An 18,674-nucleotide genomic window follows, 5' to 3' on the forward strand; every position below is an offset into this window, starting at 1 on the left:
AGGGCAAAACCGGCTGGATTCGGGAGGCCACCACTCCATGTTCTCCAAATTCTTCATCGAACGGCCCATTTTCGCCACGGTCGTTTCGCTCATCATCGTGATAGCAGGCCTGGTATCGATGAAGGCCCTGCCCGTTTCACAGTATCCCACCATCACGCCGGTGCAGATCCAGGTGACGACCACTTACCCCGGCGCGGACTCGAAGACGGTCGGGGACTCCGTGGCGGCTCCCATCGAGGAGCAGATCAACGGCGTCGACAACATGCTCTACATGACCTCGACCAGTTCCAACACCGGCCAGCTGACGATCACCGTTTTCTTCAGCCTCGACACCGACCCGGATATCGCCCAGGTACAGGTCCAGAACCGGGTGAACCTCGCCGCGCCGCAGCTGCCTGCGGCAGTGGTGCAGTATGGGGTTTCGGTGCAGAAAAAGTCGTCGAGCATGCTGATGATCATCGGAGTGACCAACAAGGACGGCCGTTTCAGCTCGGAATACGTCACCAATTACGCCAATGTTTATGTGCTCGATGCGGTCAAACGGGTCAATGGAGCGGGCCAGGCGCAGATTTTCGGAGTGCCCGACCAGGCGATGCGCATTTGGATGAACCCGGACCGGATGGCCTCCCTGGGGATAACGACAACGGATATTCAAAACGCGGTGACTCGTCAGAACGCCCTGTTCGGTGCCGGCCAGATCGGCCAGCAGCCCAATGCCGGCCACATTCAGCTCACGTTCCCGGTCGTGACCCAGCCTCCCTTCGTCCAGCCGTCGCAGTATGAAGACATCATTCTGCGCGGCAGCCGGGACGGCAGTGCCATTGTCCGACTCAAGGACGTCGCCCGCGCCGAAGTCGGCAGAAAGGCCTACGTCGACGACAACAGGTTGAACGGCGCTCCCTCGGCTCTCATCGCCGTCTATCAGCAACCGGGCGCAAACGGCCTCGATGTTTCCAAGGCCGTCCGCCAGACCCTGGAGAAGCTGAAACGCACGATGCCCGACGGCATCGAATACCAAGTGGTTCTCGACACCACCGATTTCGTGCGGCTCTCCATCGAGGAGATCATTCACACCCTGATTGAGGCCATAATCCTCGTGGTGTTGGTCGTTTACCTCTTTCTCCAGAGCTTTCGCGCCACCGTCATCTGTTCGGTCGCCATCTTCGTGGCGCTCATCGGCACCTTCCCCGGCATGCTCGCTATGGGATTCTCGATCAACCTGCTGACCCTGTTCGGCCTCATCCTCGCCATCGGGATGGTGGTCGACGACGCCATCGTCGTGGTCGAAAACGTCGAACGCAACATGGTGAAGTATCACCTCGCGCCCCGGGAAGCGACGATCCGGGCGATGGAGCAGATCGGCACATCCCTTATCGCCGTGGTGCTGGTGATGGCATCGGTTTTCATCCCGGCCGCATTCCTGCCCGGCACCACGGGGCAGCTTTACAAGCAGTTCGCCATCACCATCGTCATTTCGGTGGCGCTCTCGGGGTTCGTGGCGCTCACCCTCACCCCGGCCATGTGCGGGATCCTGCTCAAGCACAGGCCCCCTCCGCAACGCGGCCCCTTTGCCTGGTTCAACCGGCAGTTCGACCGCTTCACCGTTGCCTTCGGCAATGCGGTGGTGTTCATGATCAGGCGGATGGGGGTGGCCTTCGTGCTGCTCGCCGTATTGATCGGCGGGCTCGCATACCTGTTCCGGACCACCCCGACGAGTTTCGTGCCCAATGAAGATCAGGGCTATTTGATGTCCATGATCGTTATGCCCGATGCCGCCAGCCTCAACCGCACCTCCCGCACCACGGAGGTGGTGGACGGCCTGTTCGCCGAAAATCCCGCCGTGGCCGACCGGGCGGTCGTGAACGGCTACAGCCTCATCGACGGTCAGTACAAGACAAACGTTGCGACCATATTCGTGCCGCTCAAGGACTTCAAGGAACGCTACTCCTCCATCGAGCGCGCCCGAAGGGAAAACGCCAAAGCGGTCCTTCTGCAGGCTTTGTCGGATGCGCGCAGGAAGATCAATACGGGGGTGTTCATTCCCATCGCTCCGCCGGCGATCCCCGGCATCGGAACTACGGGAGGCTTCGAATTCTGGATACAGGACAAGAAGGCCGGAGTTCCGGAGCGGCTCTACGACGTAACGCAGGAATTTCTCGCCAAAGCCCGCCGGCGGTCCGAGCTGAGCGGCCTGAACTCGACATTCCGGGCCGTCTCGCAGCAGCTCCACGCGGAAGTCGACCGGTCCAAATCCGTGCTTCTCGGGGTTCCGGTTGCGGACGTCTACAGCACTTTGCAGGCTCAGTTCGGTTCGATCACGGTAAGCCAGTTCAACCAGTTCAGCCGTGTGTGGAACGTGGTCCTCCAGTCCGACGCCCCTTACCGAAAGGACCCGTCGGACATCACGCGTCTCTACACGAGGTCCCGGGACAACCAGATGGTTCCCCTTTCGGCGGTGGTCGAGACCAGGTATGTCACCGGCCCCGATCTGGTGCCGCATTTCAACGGCTTCCCCGCCGCGCAGGTCACGGGTTCCGCCGCCGTGGGCTACAGCTCGGGCGACGCCATCAAGGTGATGGAAGAGACGGCGCGCGAGGTGCTCCCCGACGGCTATGACTTCGCCTGGTCGGGCATGGCCTTCGAGGAGAAGAAGGCGGGCGCGACCTCGATGGCCGCCTTCGCCTTCGGCCTGATCATCGTTTTTCTCGTGCTGGCCGCCCAGTTCGAGTCCTGGACGCTTCCGGGATCGGTCATGACGGCGGTGCCCTTCGGGATCCTCGGCGCGCTCGCGTTCAACTGGCTGCGGGGCCTGGAAAACGACGTCTATTTCCAGATCGGTCTCCTGGTGCTCATCGGGCTCGGGGCCAAAAACGCGGTCCTTCGCGTGACCTTCGCCGTCGAGCTGCGTCAACAGGGATTGTCGATCATGGACGCGACCATCAAGGCGGGCGAGGAGCGGCTGCGACCGATCATCATGACTTCGCTCGCCTTCATCCTGGGGGTGCTTCCGCTGGCCATCGCCACGGGAGCGGGCGCCAACGCCCGCCACTCCATCGGCACGGGCATCATGGGCGGCATGATCGGCGAAACCACTCTGGCCATGCTTTACGTGCCGCTCTTTTTCTATATCTTCGACCGGCTCGCCGAACGCTCCTCGGGGAAGAAGAAGACCTCACCCGGGGAGGGATCGCCGCCGCCCACGCTCCATGAGAGCCCGGAGGTCAACTGATATGCGCCGTTTCGCCCTCACGGCCCTTGCCGTCCTCCTTGCCGGCTGTACGCTCGGTCCCGACTATCGCCGCCCCGCCGTGGACGTCATGCCGTCCTACCGCTTCGAAGAGCGGGAAACGCGCGACACGGCCAACACCGACTGGTGGAAGGAGTTCCAGGACCCGGTGCTGGATTCGCTCATTGCCGAAGCGCTTGCCAACAACAGGAACGTCAGGATCGCCGCCGCCAACATCGATCAGGCGGCCGGAGTGCTGATGCAGACCCGCGCTCCGCTCTTTCCCCAGGTGAGCTACAGCGGGAGCGCAACGCGGCGGCGAGCGAGCGAACGCGGTTCCGACGTCCTGTCCGGCTTTGTTTCCAACCCTCGGAACTCCTTCGAGCTGCTGGCCGGGGCCAACTGGGAGATCGATCTGTGGGGACGCATCCGAAGGCTGTCCGAGGCCGCGCGGGCGAACCTGCTGGCGAGCGAGGAAGCCCGTCGCGGGGTGGTGCTCTCCCTGGTGGCCTCCGTTGCGGGCACATACATTCAGCTTCGCGGACTCGACGACCAACTCGAGATTTCACGGCGCACGCTCGCCGTTTACGGGGAGTCGCTCCGGCTGTTCGAGCTGCAGTTCGCCCATGGGCAGGTCTCGCAAATGACCGTGGAGCAGGCCCGTTCGCAGTACGAGACGGCGGCGGCCACGATCCCGCAGATCGAGTCGCAGATCGCTCAGACCGAAAACGGTCTGTCCACCCTGCTCGGCCGAAACCCCGGCCCCGTCGATCGGGGGAAATCCATTCGCGAGTTGACACCGCCGGCTATCCCTTCGGGACTCCCGTCGCAGCTGCTGGAGCGCCGCCCCGACCTGGCGCAGGCCGAGCAGAACCTCATTGCCGCCAACGCTCAAATTGGAGCGGCCAAGGCTCTCTACTTTCCCGCCATCTCGCTCACCGCCGCCCTAGGCACCCAGAGCTCCGAGCTCTCCGATCTTTTCAAGGGACCCGCAAGAACCTGGAGTTACGCGGGGTCTTTCACGGGACCGATTTTCACGGCCGGGGCCATCGCCGGACAGGTGAAGCAGGCCGAAGCCATGCAAAAGGCGGCTCTTGAGAGCTATCAAAATGCGATTTTGAACGCATTCAGCGATGTCGAAAGTGCACTCGTCGCGCGCCGGAAGCTCTCGGAACAACTGGAGGCCCAGGAGGCGCTCGTGAGGACGCTCAAGGAATACGACCGCCTGGCCTGGCTGCAGTACAACGGGGGATACACGCCTTACCTCACGGTACTCACCGCCGAGACGCAGCTTTTCCCCGCGGAGCTCACCACCTCCGAGGTGAGGACCGCCTTGATGGCGGCGTATGTGAATATTTACAAAGTCATGGGAGGAGGCTGGGTGAACAGGGCGGATGCGCTTACCCGGGAAGCCCCCGCGGCCGCGCCTTTGGGGCTCGACCCCCCTGCCGCGGCCGCCTCGACGGCTTCCTCGAAGGCCAAAACTGAAGAGTGACCCTCAGGCGCGAACTTAACGGCATTTGAATTATTCCTGTTTCCTTTTGACAGGAGCGATGGCTCTCTTGCCCGTCTTGAACGTAAATCGGCACAGAAACCGCCTGCGCGGTCTTCCTGGACGCCAATTCACCTTTAACTCCTGAATTTTCTTTAACTTGATAATAAGCTCTCATTGTGCCGTTTATTCCGGTATACCGTTTATTCTGCACATGATGCGAATGGAGGTTGCCGCGTGAGAAAGTGCTCCTGGTTTATCCTTGTCTTGACGGTCTTTGTTTTGGCGGTGCCGGCAGGCCAGGCCTTTTCGGGTCGATGCGATGCCTCGAACGATTATGCCGGCGAGCGCTTCCCGGCAGCAGACGAAACGGGCGATGAAAACGGTTATTGTCTTGCCGACGATTTCACGCCTCTGTTCTCGTCCTCGATACCGGACATTCTGCAGGCTTCCGAGCCTCCCACGGGCAATCCGGACGGGCGATGCTCCATCCCCGAGGCGGCCAGGGAGGAGGATGTTTCCCACCCGGACCGTGTGATCGGCAACGGGACCCCCCGGAGCTGCACGAGCACCGCCGTCGTTGCGGCGGTGGCCAGGGGAGGCGTCATCACCTTCAACTGCGGGCCGGAGCCGGTCACTATCGTTATGAAGAGAACGGCCAAGGTGTTCAACGACACCGGACCCCGGATCGTGATCGACGGCGGCGGAAAGGTCACCCTGAGCGGCGACGGCGCCCGGCGCATCCTGTATATGAACACGTGTGACCCCAACCAGGTCTGGACCACCGATCATTGCGACAACCAGGATCATCCGCAGCTCACCGTCCAGAACCTGACCTTCGTGGACGGCAATTCCAAAGCCGACAAGACTTATGACGGCGGCGGGGCCATCTGGGTCCGGGGGGGACGGTTCAAGATCGTCAAGTCGCGGTTTTTCAGAAACGTCTGCGCCTCCACGGGGCCTGACGTGGGCGGCGCGGCCGTGCGGGTGTTCAGCCAGTACATGGGGAAACCGGTCTACATCGTGAAAAGCACCTTCGGCGGGGCCGCGGGCTACGGCAATGTCGGCTCCAACGGCGGCGGAATAAGCAGCATCGGGGTCTCCTACACGGTTATAAATTCACTTTTCACGCATAACAGGGCCATCGGTTACGGCGCCAATCCGAAGGAACCCGGCACCCCGGGAGGCGGCAGCGGCGGGGCCATCTACAACGACGGGAATCTGTTCAGGCTCAGACTGTGCGGGACAAAGATCCAGAACAACCGCGCCCGGGAAGGAGGAGGCGCCATCTTTTTCGTCAGCAACGATCGCAGCGGCACGCTGACCATCAGGAAATCGGTGTTGCGAAACAATCCCAGCCTTGGATTCGAAACTCCCGGCTACCCCGGCATCTTCTACCTCGGGAACGGCGACCCGGTGGTGATCGATTCCATTATCGAATAGGCCCGGGGTCAAACCTACACTTTTCACATTTCTCCATGAGCCGGCCGAAGGCTAGCAACGCAACATGAAAATCCCTCAGGTCGAGGGCACGATCACACGACATAGGATGGGTCCTCATTCCTGTTGACCTTTGCGGACCCTCTCGCATTATGCACCACTCTGAGGTGGGCGTTCGCCCATATTGACGAAAAAACATCGAGTCTCCAGAGGCTCATTGTGAGGCTCATCGTTTGTTTCCGTCGGGAGCGGAGACGAGGCACGGCAGCCTTCCGACCGCATCAGGTTCATTCTTTCCACGCTCCTTATACAAAAAAGGTTCTTGCTCCTGAAACACCAACTCGTCTAACATTCCCGAGGTAATGCTCAGGTCGCGGGACACCGCGAAGCATGGAAACGTGCGTTTTCCGGGGCAGTATTCGAGAACCTGTCACGGGGTTCCGGCCGTGACTGCGGAGCAATGCGAGGCAGTTGTGCAGGGTTGTTGTACTTCAGCATTTCGTGAATGTGTCTGGAGAGGAATTCGCCGGGAGAAATCATCGAGATGAAAGCGCTTATTGAGGCCGACGGAATCGTTGAGCAAGTCCTGAACGTTGTAGCACCCGGGCAGCCCGTTTCGAGAAGGAGGGTGTTGAAGCTTTGCGGGGCCACGATCGCCGGGATGGCTTCGTGGCACTTCTTTGGAATGGGCGGCGGAATCAGTGCTCCGCTGATCATCACGGAACAGGCCGGCGGACTGGTGGTCGCCGATCCCACGAGATGTGTCGGCTGCCGCAGATGCGAACTTGCCTGCACCGAGTTCAACGACGGAAAATCATCCCCCGGGACAGCCCGGATAAAGGTGAGGCGAAATTTGAATTTCGGCCCCGCGGGGCTCTACACCGGGCAATGCACCGACGGGAACTGGGGAAGCGGCCTGATCGTTCAGGACTTTTGCAAGCAGTGTCCCCATCCCGTTCCCTGTGCCGACGCCTGTCCCAATGCAGCCATCGAAGTGAAACCGCCCGTGAACGCCAGGGTCGTCAACCCGGACAGGTGCACCGGCTGCAAAGTATGCCTGAAAGCCTGTCCGTGGGAGATGATGTCGTTCGATCCGGAAACAAACAAGGCCACCAAGTGTTTTCTGTGCGAAGGCAAGCCGAAATGCGTGGAGGCATGTCCGGCGGAGGCGCTGACGTACGTGTCCTGGGTTGACCTGACCGGCAAGGTCCCGTCCCGGACGACTCCCGTTTCGAATCGATCCGTGGCATGCATCGATTGCCACAAGTGAGAGCAGAGGAAAGCATGGGCAAAATGCCTCAATATGGCGGATGGGCGGGAAAGGTGCTGCGGGTTGACTTGTCTACCGGTCGTATCACCACGGAAGACACCGTCGAAAAATACAAGGACTACATCGGTGGCACGGGACTGGGATACAAGGTCCTCTGGGACGAAGTCGCGCCGGAGACCAGGGCTTTCGACCCCGAAAACAAGATCGTCTTTGCCACCGGTCCGCTGGCCGGCACCAGCGCGCCCTGCAACGGAAGGACCGCCATCACCACGCTGTGGCCGACCTGCTGGCCGAAACACCTGGTCGGTTCAGGGCACATGGGCGGCCATTTCGCGGCGGAGCTGAAATATGCCGGGTTCGACGGCGTCATCGTTGAAGGCCGGGCCGACCATCCGGTCTGGCTCGCCATTGCCGACGGCAAGGTGGAAATCAGGGATGCCCGCCGGCTTTGGGGACAGGGCATTCGGCGGACCACCCTTGAAATCTCCAGGCAGATGGGTCCCGAGGCGGTGGTGGCCGCAATCGGCCAGGCCGGGGAAAACATGGTCCCGATGTCCGTCATCATCAATTCGGTTTCCCATTCGGGCGCAGGCGGCGCGGTGATGGGTTCTAAGAACCTCAAGGCCATCGGCGTCCGAGGCACCGGCAGCATCCGTATCGCCGGGAACAGGGAGGAATGGGAAAAGGCCGTCAGATACCATCTGTCGCTTATCGGGGCCAACAACCAGATCGTGGTGCCCAGCAGTCCGCAGCCGTGGGCGGAACATTACAACCCGGGCAGCCGATGGGTCGCCTCGCGTGGGCGAACCTGGGGTGCCGCAAACCCGCCCATCGAAACCGGGTCATGCGAACCGCAAAACCTCAATCGAATTGCCTATAGAACGAACAACGCCGCCTTTTTCCTCGGCGAGCAGGCCTGGCGATACACGGTGAGAGGCAACGGCTGCACCGGCTGTCCGATACGGTGCCACACCATGATCAAAGTCCCCACAGTCGCTTCGAAGTACGGGATCCCGGAAATCGGGCAGAGCACCTGTGTGCGCATGATCTTCGGCAAGTGGTTTTTCAAGAGCTTCCCGGATGGTCCCCTGGGCGAGACTTCCATCGAGGCGGCCATGGTCGGCATGCACCTTGCCGACGACCTCGGGTTGTGGGACAACTACGGACAGCTTCAGCGCGATTTCCAGAAGTGTTACAGCGAAGGAATTTTTCAGAGCAAAGTGGGCGAAAAGGAATTTCGGAGGTACTCCTGGGATAAGTTTGAAAAAGGTGATCCCGCCTTCCTGTTCGAACTGCTTCCGAGGATTGCCGGCAAGGACGGTGAGTTGGCGTCGGCTCTTGGCCTGGGGACCGGATTCATGCTGGAAGGGTGGGGAATTTCCGAAGAGGCATGGAAGAGCGATCGCACCCTCCAATACTGGAAACTGGGGCACCCCAAGCACCATTCCAATGAGGATGCGGGCCAGTGCGGCGTCATTATCAACACGCAATACAATCGTGACGCTCAGTGCCATTCCCACACCAATTTCACTCGAAACGGGCTCCCGCTGGAGATCCAGAAAAGGCTGGCCGCCGACCTTTGGGGTTCGGATGCCGCGGTCGATGCGGCGGGGGACTTCACGCCCATGAACGTCTATAAGGCCAAAATGGCAAAATGGGCGCTGTTGAGAAAGGAACTGCACGACTCGATTTCCCTCTGCAACTGGATGGGGCCATGGTCCTCATCACCGCTCAAGGAGCGCGGGTATAAGGGGGACGATACCCTGGAGTCGCTGCTTTACAGTCTTGTGACCGGGGACAGGAAGTCGCCCCGGGAACTCGACGAGGTCGCCGAACGGATATTCGTGCTCCACCGCGCCCTGACCATCCGAGGCATGGGAACCAGGGAGATGCGCGCAAAACACGATACCATCCCGGATTGGGTCTATGGGGACGACAAGGACCGTATCCCCTTCACCAAGGGCACGATTCAGATGGACAAAGACGACATCCGGAAGGCGATGCAGATGTTCTACGAAGAAGCGGGCTGGGACAAGGAGACCGGCGTCCCCACCGGGGCAACCTATCGCCGGCTGGGGCTCTCTGACGTTGAGGAGAAACTGGCCAAGAAAAGGCTGACCGCGTGATGGAAGCCGCCGAGCTTGCCGAGCTCATACGGGAACGTACCAAGTCGGGAGAACTGCTTGCATCGGCGGATCTTGAAGCCGCGATTGCAGATCGCCATATCCCCGTTTCCGGCGGGGCAACAGAGCCGCCCGACATCCCCGCGCTCATCCGGGAAGCCATGATCAGCCACCCTGACATACAAATGATCCCGGACGACTCCGGCGGCGCCTGGTATTTTTCCGAACAGTCCATGACCGTTGCTTACGCCCGGCTCCAACTGCTCAAAGGCCGCGGGCCGCTGGGAATGATGGCTGAAGTGATCCGGGAACATTCACGAGTCTATCCGCGTCCGGTCCCTCTCGCCCTCTTTCGATGCGCCCCTTTCAGCTTGAGCGACGACGACATCGCCCTCTGCCTGAAAGAGATGACGGGCCTGCTCCCCTATCGGGACATTGCGCACCTGACCACTTCGATCGGTAATCTTTACGCTTACTCCACGGATCATCTCGAACCCGGTCATGCCGCGATGCTTGCCGAGTGGGCCGATGTGGGACAGGTCGAAAATCCATGACGTTTTTCAGCCGACCGTTGAACGCGAACCGGTATTACTCGTGCCGCAAAGCCTCGATGGGATCCAGGCGGGCGGCTTTGAGCGCGGGGAAATAACCGAAGATCACGCCCACCGCCGCGGAAAAAAGGAATGCAAGCACCACGATGCCCGCATTGAAGACAAAGGGGACGTGTAAGACTCCGGCCAGCCAGACGGAGGTGGTGAGCGCCAGCACGATCCCGATCACACCGCCGAAGGAGGAAAGAACAACCGCCTCCACAAGGAACTGCATGAGCACCTCGCTCTCGAGCGCGCCGACGGCGAGGCGGATGCCGATCTCCCGGGTGCGCTCGGTCACCGACACCAGCATGATGTTCATGATGCCGATCCCACCCACCAGCAGGCTCACCGCCGCCACGGCGCTGAGCAGGGCCGTCATCATCTGAGTGGTCCCGGTGAGCATTTTGACGATCTCCTTCATGTCCATGACATTGAAATTGTCATCGTCGCTCGGCGAGAGATGACGGCGCTCCCGCAGCAGGCGCACAATATCCTGCCGGACTTTTTCCGTAGAGACGCCTTCCTCGACGGAAACCTGGATGATACCGACATCCTGATTCCCGGCAAGGCGTCGCTGATAGGCGGCCAGAGGGATCACAACGAAATCGTCCTGATCGGTGCCCATGGTGCTCTGTCCTTTTGCCGCCAGAAGACCGATCACCTCGCAGGAAAGGTTAGTGCTCGTGGTGGTGGTGGTGCCGCCGGTACTGGTGCCGCTGCCGCTGCTCCCGCTGCTGCTGCCGGTACCGGTGCTGCCGCTGGTGCTCGTACCGGCACTGGTACTCGTACTGGTGCTGGTGCCGTGCAGCCGGATCTTTTCCCCGATCGCCCCCTGCCCTCCGAAGAGCTTTGCTCGAACGGTTTCCCCGATGATACAGACGGCCGCGCCGCTGCGCACTTCGCTGTCGGTGAATTGCCTGCCCGACTGGATTGAGCGGTTCGTGACCTGTAGATACCGGTTGTTGCTCCCGGCAACCTGGGTCGACCAGTTCTGGTTCCCGAAGACGGCTTTGGCCGACTGGGTCGAAAGCGGGGCCACCGCCTTGACGGCGTTGACCTCCCTGGCGATGGCCGCGGCGTCGGATTCCTTGAAGGGAATACTGCCGGTGGACTGGCCCGGACCGAGTCTTTTCCCCGGCGTGACCATGAGCAGGTTGCTGCCCATGCTCGCGATCTGCTGTTTGACCTGCACCGTGGCGCCCCCGCCGATGGTGACCATGACGATCACGGCGGCAACGCCGATGACGATGCCGAGGATGGTCAGCACCGAACGCATGACATTGCGCCGGATTTCACGGAATGCGAGGAGCAGGGTGTTCCAGAGCACCAGGTTTCCGCTGCGCACGGGCTTCGTCTTCCAGGGCATCAGGTTTTTCCCCCATTCGGTTCATCGGATGCGACCAGGCCGTCGACGAAGCGGATGACGCGCTTTGCGTAGGCCGCCATATCCGGCTCGTGAGTGACCATGACAACGGTGACCCCCCGGTTGCGATTCAATCCGGTGAGCAGTTCCATGATTTCGTGGCTGCGCGCCGAATCCAGGTTTCCCGTGGGTTCATCCGCAAACAACACGGTGGGGCGGGTCACGATGGCCCGGGCAATGGCCACCCGCTGCTGTTGTCCTCCGGAAAGCTCGCCGGGCGTATGAGATTCCCATCCTCTGAGCCCCACCGTGTCCAGAGCCTGAAGGGCATGCTCCCGCCGCTCATGGGCGGATGCGCCGCGATAGATCAAGGGAAGCTCCACGTTTTCCAGCGCGGACGTACGGTTCAACAGGTTGAAGCCCTGAAAGACAAAACCCAGGTAGAAGCGTCGCAATTTCGTGCGCTGTTGGCGGGTCAGCCGGTTCACTTCAATGCCTTTGAACCGGTATGTCCCCGCGGTTGCCGTATCCAGACACCCAAGGATGTTCATGCAGGTGGACTTGCCCGAACCGCTCGGTCCCATCACGGCCACGAACTCGCCCTCGAAGATGCGAAGATCGACGCCGCGCAGGGCATGCATGGCCGCCTGCCCGGTACCGTAGACCTTCGTCACTCCCCGCAGCTCGATAAGAGGCTGGTTGTCCGTTTGGGCAAAAGCGACCATGTTCATTCCACCGAACCGGCGGTATCCACCACCACCGCCATTCCGGGTTGGATCTCACCGGCTGCGACTTCGGTCATACTGCCGTCCGTCGCCCCGATCTTGACGGGGATCGCTACAAGCTGCTCATCCTTCAACGTCCAGACCCGATGCTCCTTCCTGCCGGCGGGGTCCTCCCGTCGTTGCGTTCCGGAACCGGGCGGTCGCGGGAGGATCCTGGCGAGCAGCCCCGTGGGAGCTTTCTTTTCTTCCCGGACCGGAGGGACGAAGCGCAGCGCCGCGCTGGGTACCAGAACGGCATTTTCGATCCTCTTGACGATGATGTCCGCGGTTGCCGTCATGCCCGGCCGCAGAGCCAGGTCCACGTTGTCGACCTTCAACACGGTTTCATAGGTCACGACCCCCGAGGTCGTTTTTGAACCGAAACGGGCCTGGACGATTTGAGCCTCGAAGGTTCGGTTCGGATAGGCGGCAACGCTGAAGGTGGCCTGCTGGCCCTCCCGGATATGACCCACGTCGGCCTCGTCCACGTTCACGACCAGTTCCATCTTGGTCAAATCCTCGGCCAGAGTGAACAGCACCGGGGGATTGAGCGTCGCGGCCACGGTCTGGCCGGGCTCCGCGCTGCGAGTGAGAACAATGCCGTTGACCGGCGACCGGATAACGGCCTTGGACAGATCCGTCTGGTTGGCATCGAGCGTGGCCTGGGCCTGGGAAACCGTCGCCTTTGCACTGGCAACGTCGGCCAGTGCCCTGTCGAGCGCGGCCTCCGCCGCATCGATTTCCGTTTGAGAGGGGACCTTGTTGTCGCTCAGCGCCCTCACCTTCCGCAGTTGCGTCAGCTTGCTGCGCGTTTCCCTGACCGTTGCCTCCGCCAGCAATACCTTTGCTTTGGCCGATTCCAGAGCGGCTTTCGATTGCGTCACCTGCGCCTCGAGTTTCGATGTGTCCAGTTTCGCCAGGGGCTGTCCGACTTTCACCTTGCTGTTGTAATCCGCTTCAACCGTCTTGATGATGCCGGAAAGCTCACTGCTCACGTCCACCTGGTTGGTTGCCTGCAGAGTCCCCGTGGCCGTGACGATGACCGTCAGATCTCCACGTTGCGCTTCCTGGGTCCTGTAACGCACGCCGTCGGACGAACCCGACCCTTTCCAGACGACAAGCGCCGTTCCGACAGCCAACACGGCCAGGATCCCCACAACAAACCATCGCTTTCCGCTCTTTCCGTCGCCGGAGGCTCGATCGATCCCCAGGGTTTCGGCAATATCGGGTTTATCGTTCGATTCTTCTCTCATTGATTGTCGCTCCATCAGGAATCGGCTTTTCCGGAAGCCCTGCCCGGATTTTCGAAAAAGCCTTCGGCGGCATCACGTTCCATGTTCCCGCCCGCTGCCCGCCGGTGACGTCCAGCCGCCACCCAGGGCCTTATACAGGCGCATCAGGTTGCCGGTCACGTTGCCGTTGCTCAGGGCCAACTGCTCCTGGAACGACAAGAGCGAACGCTGCGCGTCCAGCACGTTCGTGAAATCCGTCAGCCCCGCCTCGTACTTGTGCCGCGCCAACTCCGCCGCCTTCCGGGCCGCCTGCGTGGCTTCGCTCAGTGCCTGCCTGCGCAGTTGCACCTGCGCATAGGCGACCAGCGCATTTTCCACTTCCTCCAGCGCGCCGAGAATAACGGCCTCGTACTGGATCAGGGCCTGTTCCTGAAGTGCCGATTGGGCCTCTATGTTCTGGCGGATGGCTCCGCCCTTGAAAATCGCCCAGGTGATCGCGGGCCCCCCCGAAAGCAGCAGACTGGCGGAGGCCGGATCCTTAAGCGCAAGGGCTTCCAGGCCGATGGAACCGTTCAGCGTGAATTTGGGATAGAGATCCGCCGTGGCCACGCCGACCCTGGCCGTCTGCGCGGCCAACTGCCGCTCCGCCTGCCGCACGTCGGGCCGGCGTCGCAGGAGATCCGCGGGCACACCCACCGCAACCTGGAGAGGCGGGACAGGTATGGGTTCCCGACGCTCAAGCTCCGTATGAACTCTGCCCGGCTGTTCTCCGAGGAGCACGGCAACACGGTTCAGGGCCGCCTCCAGCCCGGTGATCAGGAGCGGTATCTGGGAACGCGTGTTTTCGCGGTTGTAGCGCGCCTGCTGCACCGCCAGTTCATCGCTCAGACCCGCCTGATACCGCCACTCGGTCAGCCGGCAGGTCTCGTCCTGGGACGCGAGGTTGTCCTCCGCCACGGCGATCCGGTCCTGATAGATGCGGACGTCGAGATAGTTAAGCCCCACCTCTGCGAGAAGGGAAACGAGAACGTTGCGCAAATCCTCCTCGGATGCCTGAAGGTCCCTGTCCGCCGCCTCCACCGACCGACGGACCCCCCCGAAAACATCCAGCTCCCATGCCGCATCGAAGCCCGCCGTGTAGAGGTCCCCGGTCGTGTCGGTCCCCGTGTCGCTGATGATCCGATTCCAGGTGGCCGAGCCGGCGGCGTCGAGCGAGGGAAAGAGGTCGGCTTCGGCAATGCCCCGACGGGCGCGCGCTTCGCGAACCCGTGCCTTGGCCTTCTTCAGATCGAGGTTGCCTTTCACGGCGCGCCCGACCAATTCGGACAGTTTCGGATCGTCGAGCGTGGTCCACCACGCCGCCAGGGTCCGCACATCCGTTTCCCCGGTGTTCGCATCTCCATCGAGCCGGGTATTCCAGGCCTCGTATACCGGCACCTCGGGGCGCACATAATCGGGACCCACAGCCGCGCACCCCGTAACGATCATGATCGCGAGCGCCATCGGAATCCATAGTGCCGCCGGAATGCGGGCCGTTCCACGCCGGAACATCATCCGTCGCCCCCATTTGAGTCTCCCCGCCCGTCGTGCTGCTCGTGAGCGCATCGGAGCGGTTCTCAAGGTTGCTCCTCCGCGGCAATCGCCCGTATGCCGCCCATGGAAAACCGGTATATCCGGTCGGCAATGGCCGCAATCCGCGGGGGATCGAGGACCTTCGGCTCATCGAGCTGCATGAACTGCCTGGCATGGATCTGAAAGATACATTGCCCGACGATACTCAGCCTGCATGTCCGGACTGAGCGCTCGTCCGGCTCTCGAGACGGATTATCCTTCCGGAACAGCTCCCGGACTATTCCTTCCAGGATCTCATCCATGGGCCGAATGGCCGTCTGCGCCACCTTGCTCAAGACACCGCTCGGGTTGGCCATTTCCAGCGCAATGAGCTTTCCGTGCCAGGCTGGGAAGCCGTCCCCGAGCCCCCGCAAAAGAAAAGAACGGATGAATGCGCGAAGACGCTCCTCCGGAGTCGCACCGTCATCGAGGCCCAGATCGTGGGGATATTTCTCCACCGCCCAGCGATGGGAATATTCGAACACGGCCTCATACAAACCCTGCTTGTCCCGAAAGTGGTAGTTCACCGCACTGATGCCGGCATTGGCACGCCTGCAGATTTCCCTGATCGTGGCAGCCCGAAAGCCCTGCCGGGCAAACGTTTGTCCCGCCGCATCGATCAGCCGTTTCCTGGTTCCTTCATCCCAAGCTCGATGAGCCTCCATGAATCCTCCCTGCGAAGAGGTACCGCCAAAGCGTGGAATCGCCTGTTCGTAACAAATGTTCCAATATCTAGAACATTTGTTCCAATTTTTCAATCCCTATTTCCGGAAGGCTCGAACCGCTCACGGCGGCCGGGGAGCTTGCGCGAAAGAGCGCTCCCCCGAAGTTCGCGGCCGCTTCCACCTCGAGGAATCCAGGAAGTGCCACCGTCATTTTCTTAACTTGGTGTTCCAAGAGCTTGGCGGGCTATCGAGCAAAGGGAGACGGCTGCTTACGAGCGGCGGGGAAGCGGGAAAACCTGTGCCGGGCGGCGCTTGGAATCGCGCCAACGCAGGGATGAGAAGACACGGTTGGTCATGTTTGCACCGCCGCGTCTCCGGAGTCCGAACGACGATCGACGGCGGAAAAGCCCTGCTCATTGATGGCGCCGGATGCCCGTTCGCCGCCCGACGTCGCGGATCGGGCGCGACTCCGCGCCCTCACCGGAACCCGCACTCGGACCGCGTGAAGGTTCCCGCTCACAGGATAAAATCGGTGGAAAGAAATCGAGACCTTCGTTCCGTGATGATGGACTTGACGATCCACCTGTTCGCGTCGGTCCCCTTGGCCGCGACAAGCGTCCGGATGGCGAAGACCCTAAGGGCGTCCGAAACGGACAGCGTGCCTTCGGCGGAGTCCTTTCTGCCGGTGAACGGAAAAACGTCGGGGCCTCGCTGGCACTGACTGTTGATGTTGACCCGGCACACCTGGTTGACCAGGGGATCGACCAGGTCGGCGATGCATTCGGCGCTGCTTCCGAACAAGCTGACCTGCTGACCGTAATCGGATTCGGTCACGTATTTCATGGGTTCTTCGATATCGGAAAAGGCGGCAACCGGGACAACCGGGCCGAACTGCTCCTCGGAGTACAGCCTCATGCCGGGTCCAACGGGATACACGACTGCCGGGGTCATGAAGGTGTTTTCCACGGCGCCCCCGTTCGGGTTGACGACGCGCGCGCCCCCGGCGCGGGCATCCTCGATCAACTCCTTAAGATACTTCGCTTTATCGACTTCCGGCAACGGCGTTATTTGGACCCCTTCATCCCAGGGCATCCCCCCTTTGAGCCTGCCGACCGCGTCACAGAATTTCGCCAGGAACGCATCGACAATCCCCTCGTGAACGAAGATCATCTTGAGCGCCGTGCACCGCTGGCCGTTGAAGGAAAGAGCGCCCAAAACGCACTCTTTCACCGCATTGTCCATGTCCGCATCCTTAAGAACAATGGCCGCGTTCTTGGCTTCGAGGCCGAGTATGCAGCGCAGGCGGTGCGGTTTCGGATGCTGCTTTTTCAGGATGTCCGCAACCCGGCTGCTGCCGATGAACGCCAGTGCATCGATTCTTCCCGACCTCATGAGGGGCCCGACGATTTCCTGTCCATCCCCGTAGACGGTATTGATAACGCCCGCTGGAAAGGAATCCCGAAAGGCCTCGAGAAGCGGCCGATGGAGCAGGACCCCCAGCTTCGGAGGCTTGAAGATCACGGCATTGCCCATGATGAGCGCCGGGATCAGGGTCGTGAAGGTTTCATTGAGCGGGTAGTTGTAGGGACCCATGCAGAGCACCACGCCGAGCGGCGCGCGGCGAATCTGCGCGATCACGCCCTGCTCGATGACGAAACGCGACGACAACCGGTCCAAATCCTTCAGGGCGTCGATGGTGTCCCTGATGTACTCGACCGTCCGGTCGAATTCCTTCTCGGAGTCGGGAAGCGTCTTGCCGATTTCCCACATGAGGAGCTTGACGACTTCCTCACGCTGTTCCTGCATCCGGAAGGTGAACGCCTCCACGTGCCTTATCCGCTCTTCCACCGACATCGTGGGCCACGGCCCTCGTCCGTGATCGTAGGCCCTACAGGCCGCGTCGAGAGCTTCCAGCGCCTGGGCTTCCGTCAACAACGGGAAGCTTCCGATTCGCATCCGGCGAAAAACACCGTCGATTGACCGGCATATCGGGGACGCCACGTCCTCCTGCGGGCCGGTCCATTCCCGTATGACGCCGTCGCTGAGGTACTCGCGCTGCTCGATGGGTGAAGGGATGCGAACCTTCTCCGGAATCATGCCGTCGCCGGGAAAAACCGAAGCGGGAGACTCATCGGACATAGTGGTTTCTCCATATCGTAAATGAACGGAAAGTCCCGCTCCACGCGCCTGCCGCACGGGAGCGATCGCGGATTGCCTCGTGCAGTGGACCCATCGGCCGCGGTGCCCGAAAAGGACCGTTGGACCTTCCTGCCCCCATATCCCAAAACCTGTTCGCGCAGGGAAGAGTGGGTATTGGGTTGCGGGATGTATGCCACCACGGCCCAAAACCTGTTCGCACGGGGAAGAATGGCCGCCATTCAAGCCCCCGCGCACCGGCCGTCCCAAATCTTGCCTTCCGCTCACGGGAGCAGTCCCGGCCCGGACCCGCCTCCGGTGCCCCCAACCTGGAACCGGCCGGCCCGTTTTCGGACCACGCGCATGAACGGCGCGGAGGTAGGATAGTGGGACATCCCGACGGTGTCAATCGGGAGTCAATCCGACTGTCGGGAGTCAATCCGACAGACGGACTCAACTCGGCTTCGGGATTCAATCCGAAGCTCTCCGATCCGGTGTCTTCTTTCCCCATAATCGTCAAATACTGAGGTACGTCCAAGATTAGACAACAAATGCCCGGCAAGAGGTGTTGTGTCATCTTGAATGCACTTGGCTATCAGACATAGAAATCTTGAAGCCCGGAAGAGAAAAAACCCATTCAGGATTTACACTTGCGATGGCTGGGCATTCGTGTTTTTGATTCGAAAATCCGTATGCAGGTTCATAGCCTGACGAAATGGTCCTCAAATATGAACTAAAATGGTGACACGCGGTTATCCT

12 protein-coding genes are annotated in these 18,674 nt (G+C 61.1%); 6 read left to right on the forward strand and 6 right to left on the reverse strand.

Annotated features, from left to right (window positions below; all coding sequences use genetic code 11):
* Positions 1-37: 37 nt before the first annotated feature.
* From SFUM_RS05595 to SFUM_RS21455, 6 genes are all read left to right on the forward strand, one after another.
* Entirely contained in the window at positions 38-3,229 is a 3,192-nt protein-coding gene (locus tag SFUM_RS05595) for an efflux RND transporter permease subunit (RefSeq protein ID WP_011697941.1), read from the forward strand.
* Between the two features lies 1 nt (position 3,230).
* Entirely contained in the window at positions 3,231-4,721 is a 1,491-nt protein-coding gene (locus SFUM_RS05600) for an efflux transporter outer membrane subunit (RefSeq protein ID WP_011697942.1), read from the forward strand.
* 411 nt (positions 4,722-5,132) lie between these two features.
* Positions 5,133-6,161, forward strand: a complete 1,029-nt coding sequence (locus tag SFUM_RS05605) for a hypothetical protein (RefSeq protein ID WP_083764183.1) — start codon at positions 5,133-5,135, stop codon at positions 6,159-6,161.
* Between the two features lie 541 nt (positions 6,162-6,702).
* Entirely contained in the window at positions 6,703-7,428 is a 726-nt protein-coding gene (locus SFUM_RS05610; RefSeq protein WP_011697944.1) for a 4Fe-4S dicluster domain-containing protein, read from the forward strand.
* 14 nt (positions 7,429-7,442) lie between these two features.
* Positions 7,443-9,554 (forward strand): aldehyde ferredoxin oxidoreductase, encoded by a 2,112-nt coding sequence (locus tag SFUM_RS05615; protein WP_011697945.1) that lies wholly within the window; start codon positions 7,443-7,445, stop codon positions 9,552-9,554.
* The gene (locus SFUM_RS21455; RefSeq protein WP_011697946.1) at positions 9,554-10,105 is read left to right on the forward strand and encodes a YdhW C-terminal domain-containing protein; all 552 of its coding nucleotides are present in this window, start codon (positions 9,554-9,556) and stop codon (positions 10,103-10,105) included. The genes SFUM_RS05615 and SFUM_RS21455 overlap by 1 nt, the downstream gene beginning before the upstream one ends.
* A 34-nt stretch (positions 10,106-10,139) precedes the next feature.
* Here SFUM_RS21455 and SFUM_RS21460 read toward each other — a convergent pair whose 3' ends face one another.
* From SFUM_RS21460 to SFUM_RS05650, 6 genes are all read right to left on the reverse strand, one after another.
* Positions 10,140-11,510, reverse strand: coding sequence for an ABC transporter permease (locus SFUM_RS21460; protein WP_011697947.1), 1,371 nt, complete (start codon positions 11,508-11,510; stop codon positions 10,140-10,142).
* Positions 11,510-12,232, reverse strand: a complete 723-nt coding sequence (locus tag SFUM_RS05630; protein WP_011697948.1) for an ABC transporter ATP-binding protein — start codon at positions 12,230-12,232, stop codon at positions 11,510-11,512. The genes SFUM_RS21460 and SFUM_RS05630 overlap by 1 nt, the downstream gene beginning before the upstream one ends.
* 2 nt (positions 12,233-12,234) lie before the next feature.
* On the reverse strand, positions 12,235-13,524 hold the full coding sequence (locus SFUM_RS05635; RefSeq protein ID WP_011697949.1) for an efflux RND transporter periplasmic adaptor subunit: 1,290 nt from the start codon (positions 13,522-13,524) through the stop codon (positions 12,235-12,237).
* Positions 13,525-13,596: 72 nt separating this feature from the next.
* The gene (locus SFUM_RS05640; protein ID WP_244148096.1) at positions 13,597-15,006 is read right to left on the reverse strand and encodes an efflux transporter outer membrane subunit; all 1,410 of its coding nucleotides are present in this window, start codon (positions 15,004-15,006) and stop codon (positions 13,597-13,599) included.
* 113 nt (positions 15,007-15,119) lie between these two features.
* Entirely contained in the window at positions 15,120-15,779 is a 660-nt protein-coding gene (locus SFUM_RS05645) for a CerR family C-terminal domain-containing protein (RefSeq protein WP_011697951.1), read from the reverse strand.
* A 516-nt stretch (positions 15,780-16,295) separates the two neighbouring features.
* Positions 16,296-17,918 carry an NADP-dependent glyceraldehyde-3-phosphate dehydrogenase gene (locus SFUM_RS05650; RefSeq protein ID WP_011697952.1) on the reverse strand — a complete coding sequence of 541 codons (1,623 nt, stop codon included), beginning with the start codon at positions 17,916-17,918 and terminating at the stop codon, positions 16,296-16,298.
* Positions 17,919-18,674: the final 756 nt, after the last annotated feature.

Origin of the sequence: Syntrophobacter fumaroxidans MPOB, assembly GCF_000014965.1 — a bacterium.
Lineage (GTDB): Bacteria > Desulfobacterota > Syntrophobacteria > Syntrophobacterales > Syntrophobacteraceae > Syntrophobacter > Syntrophobacter fumaroxidans.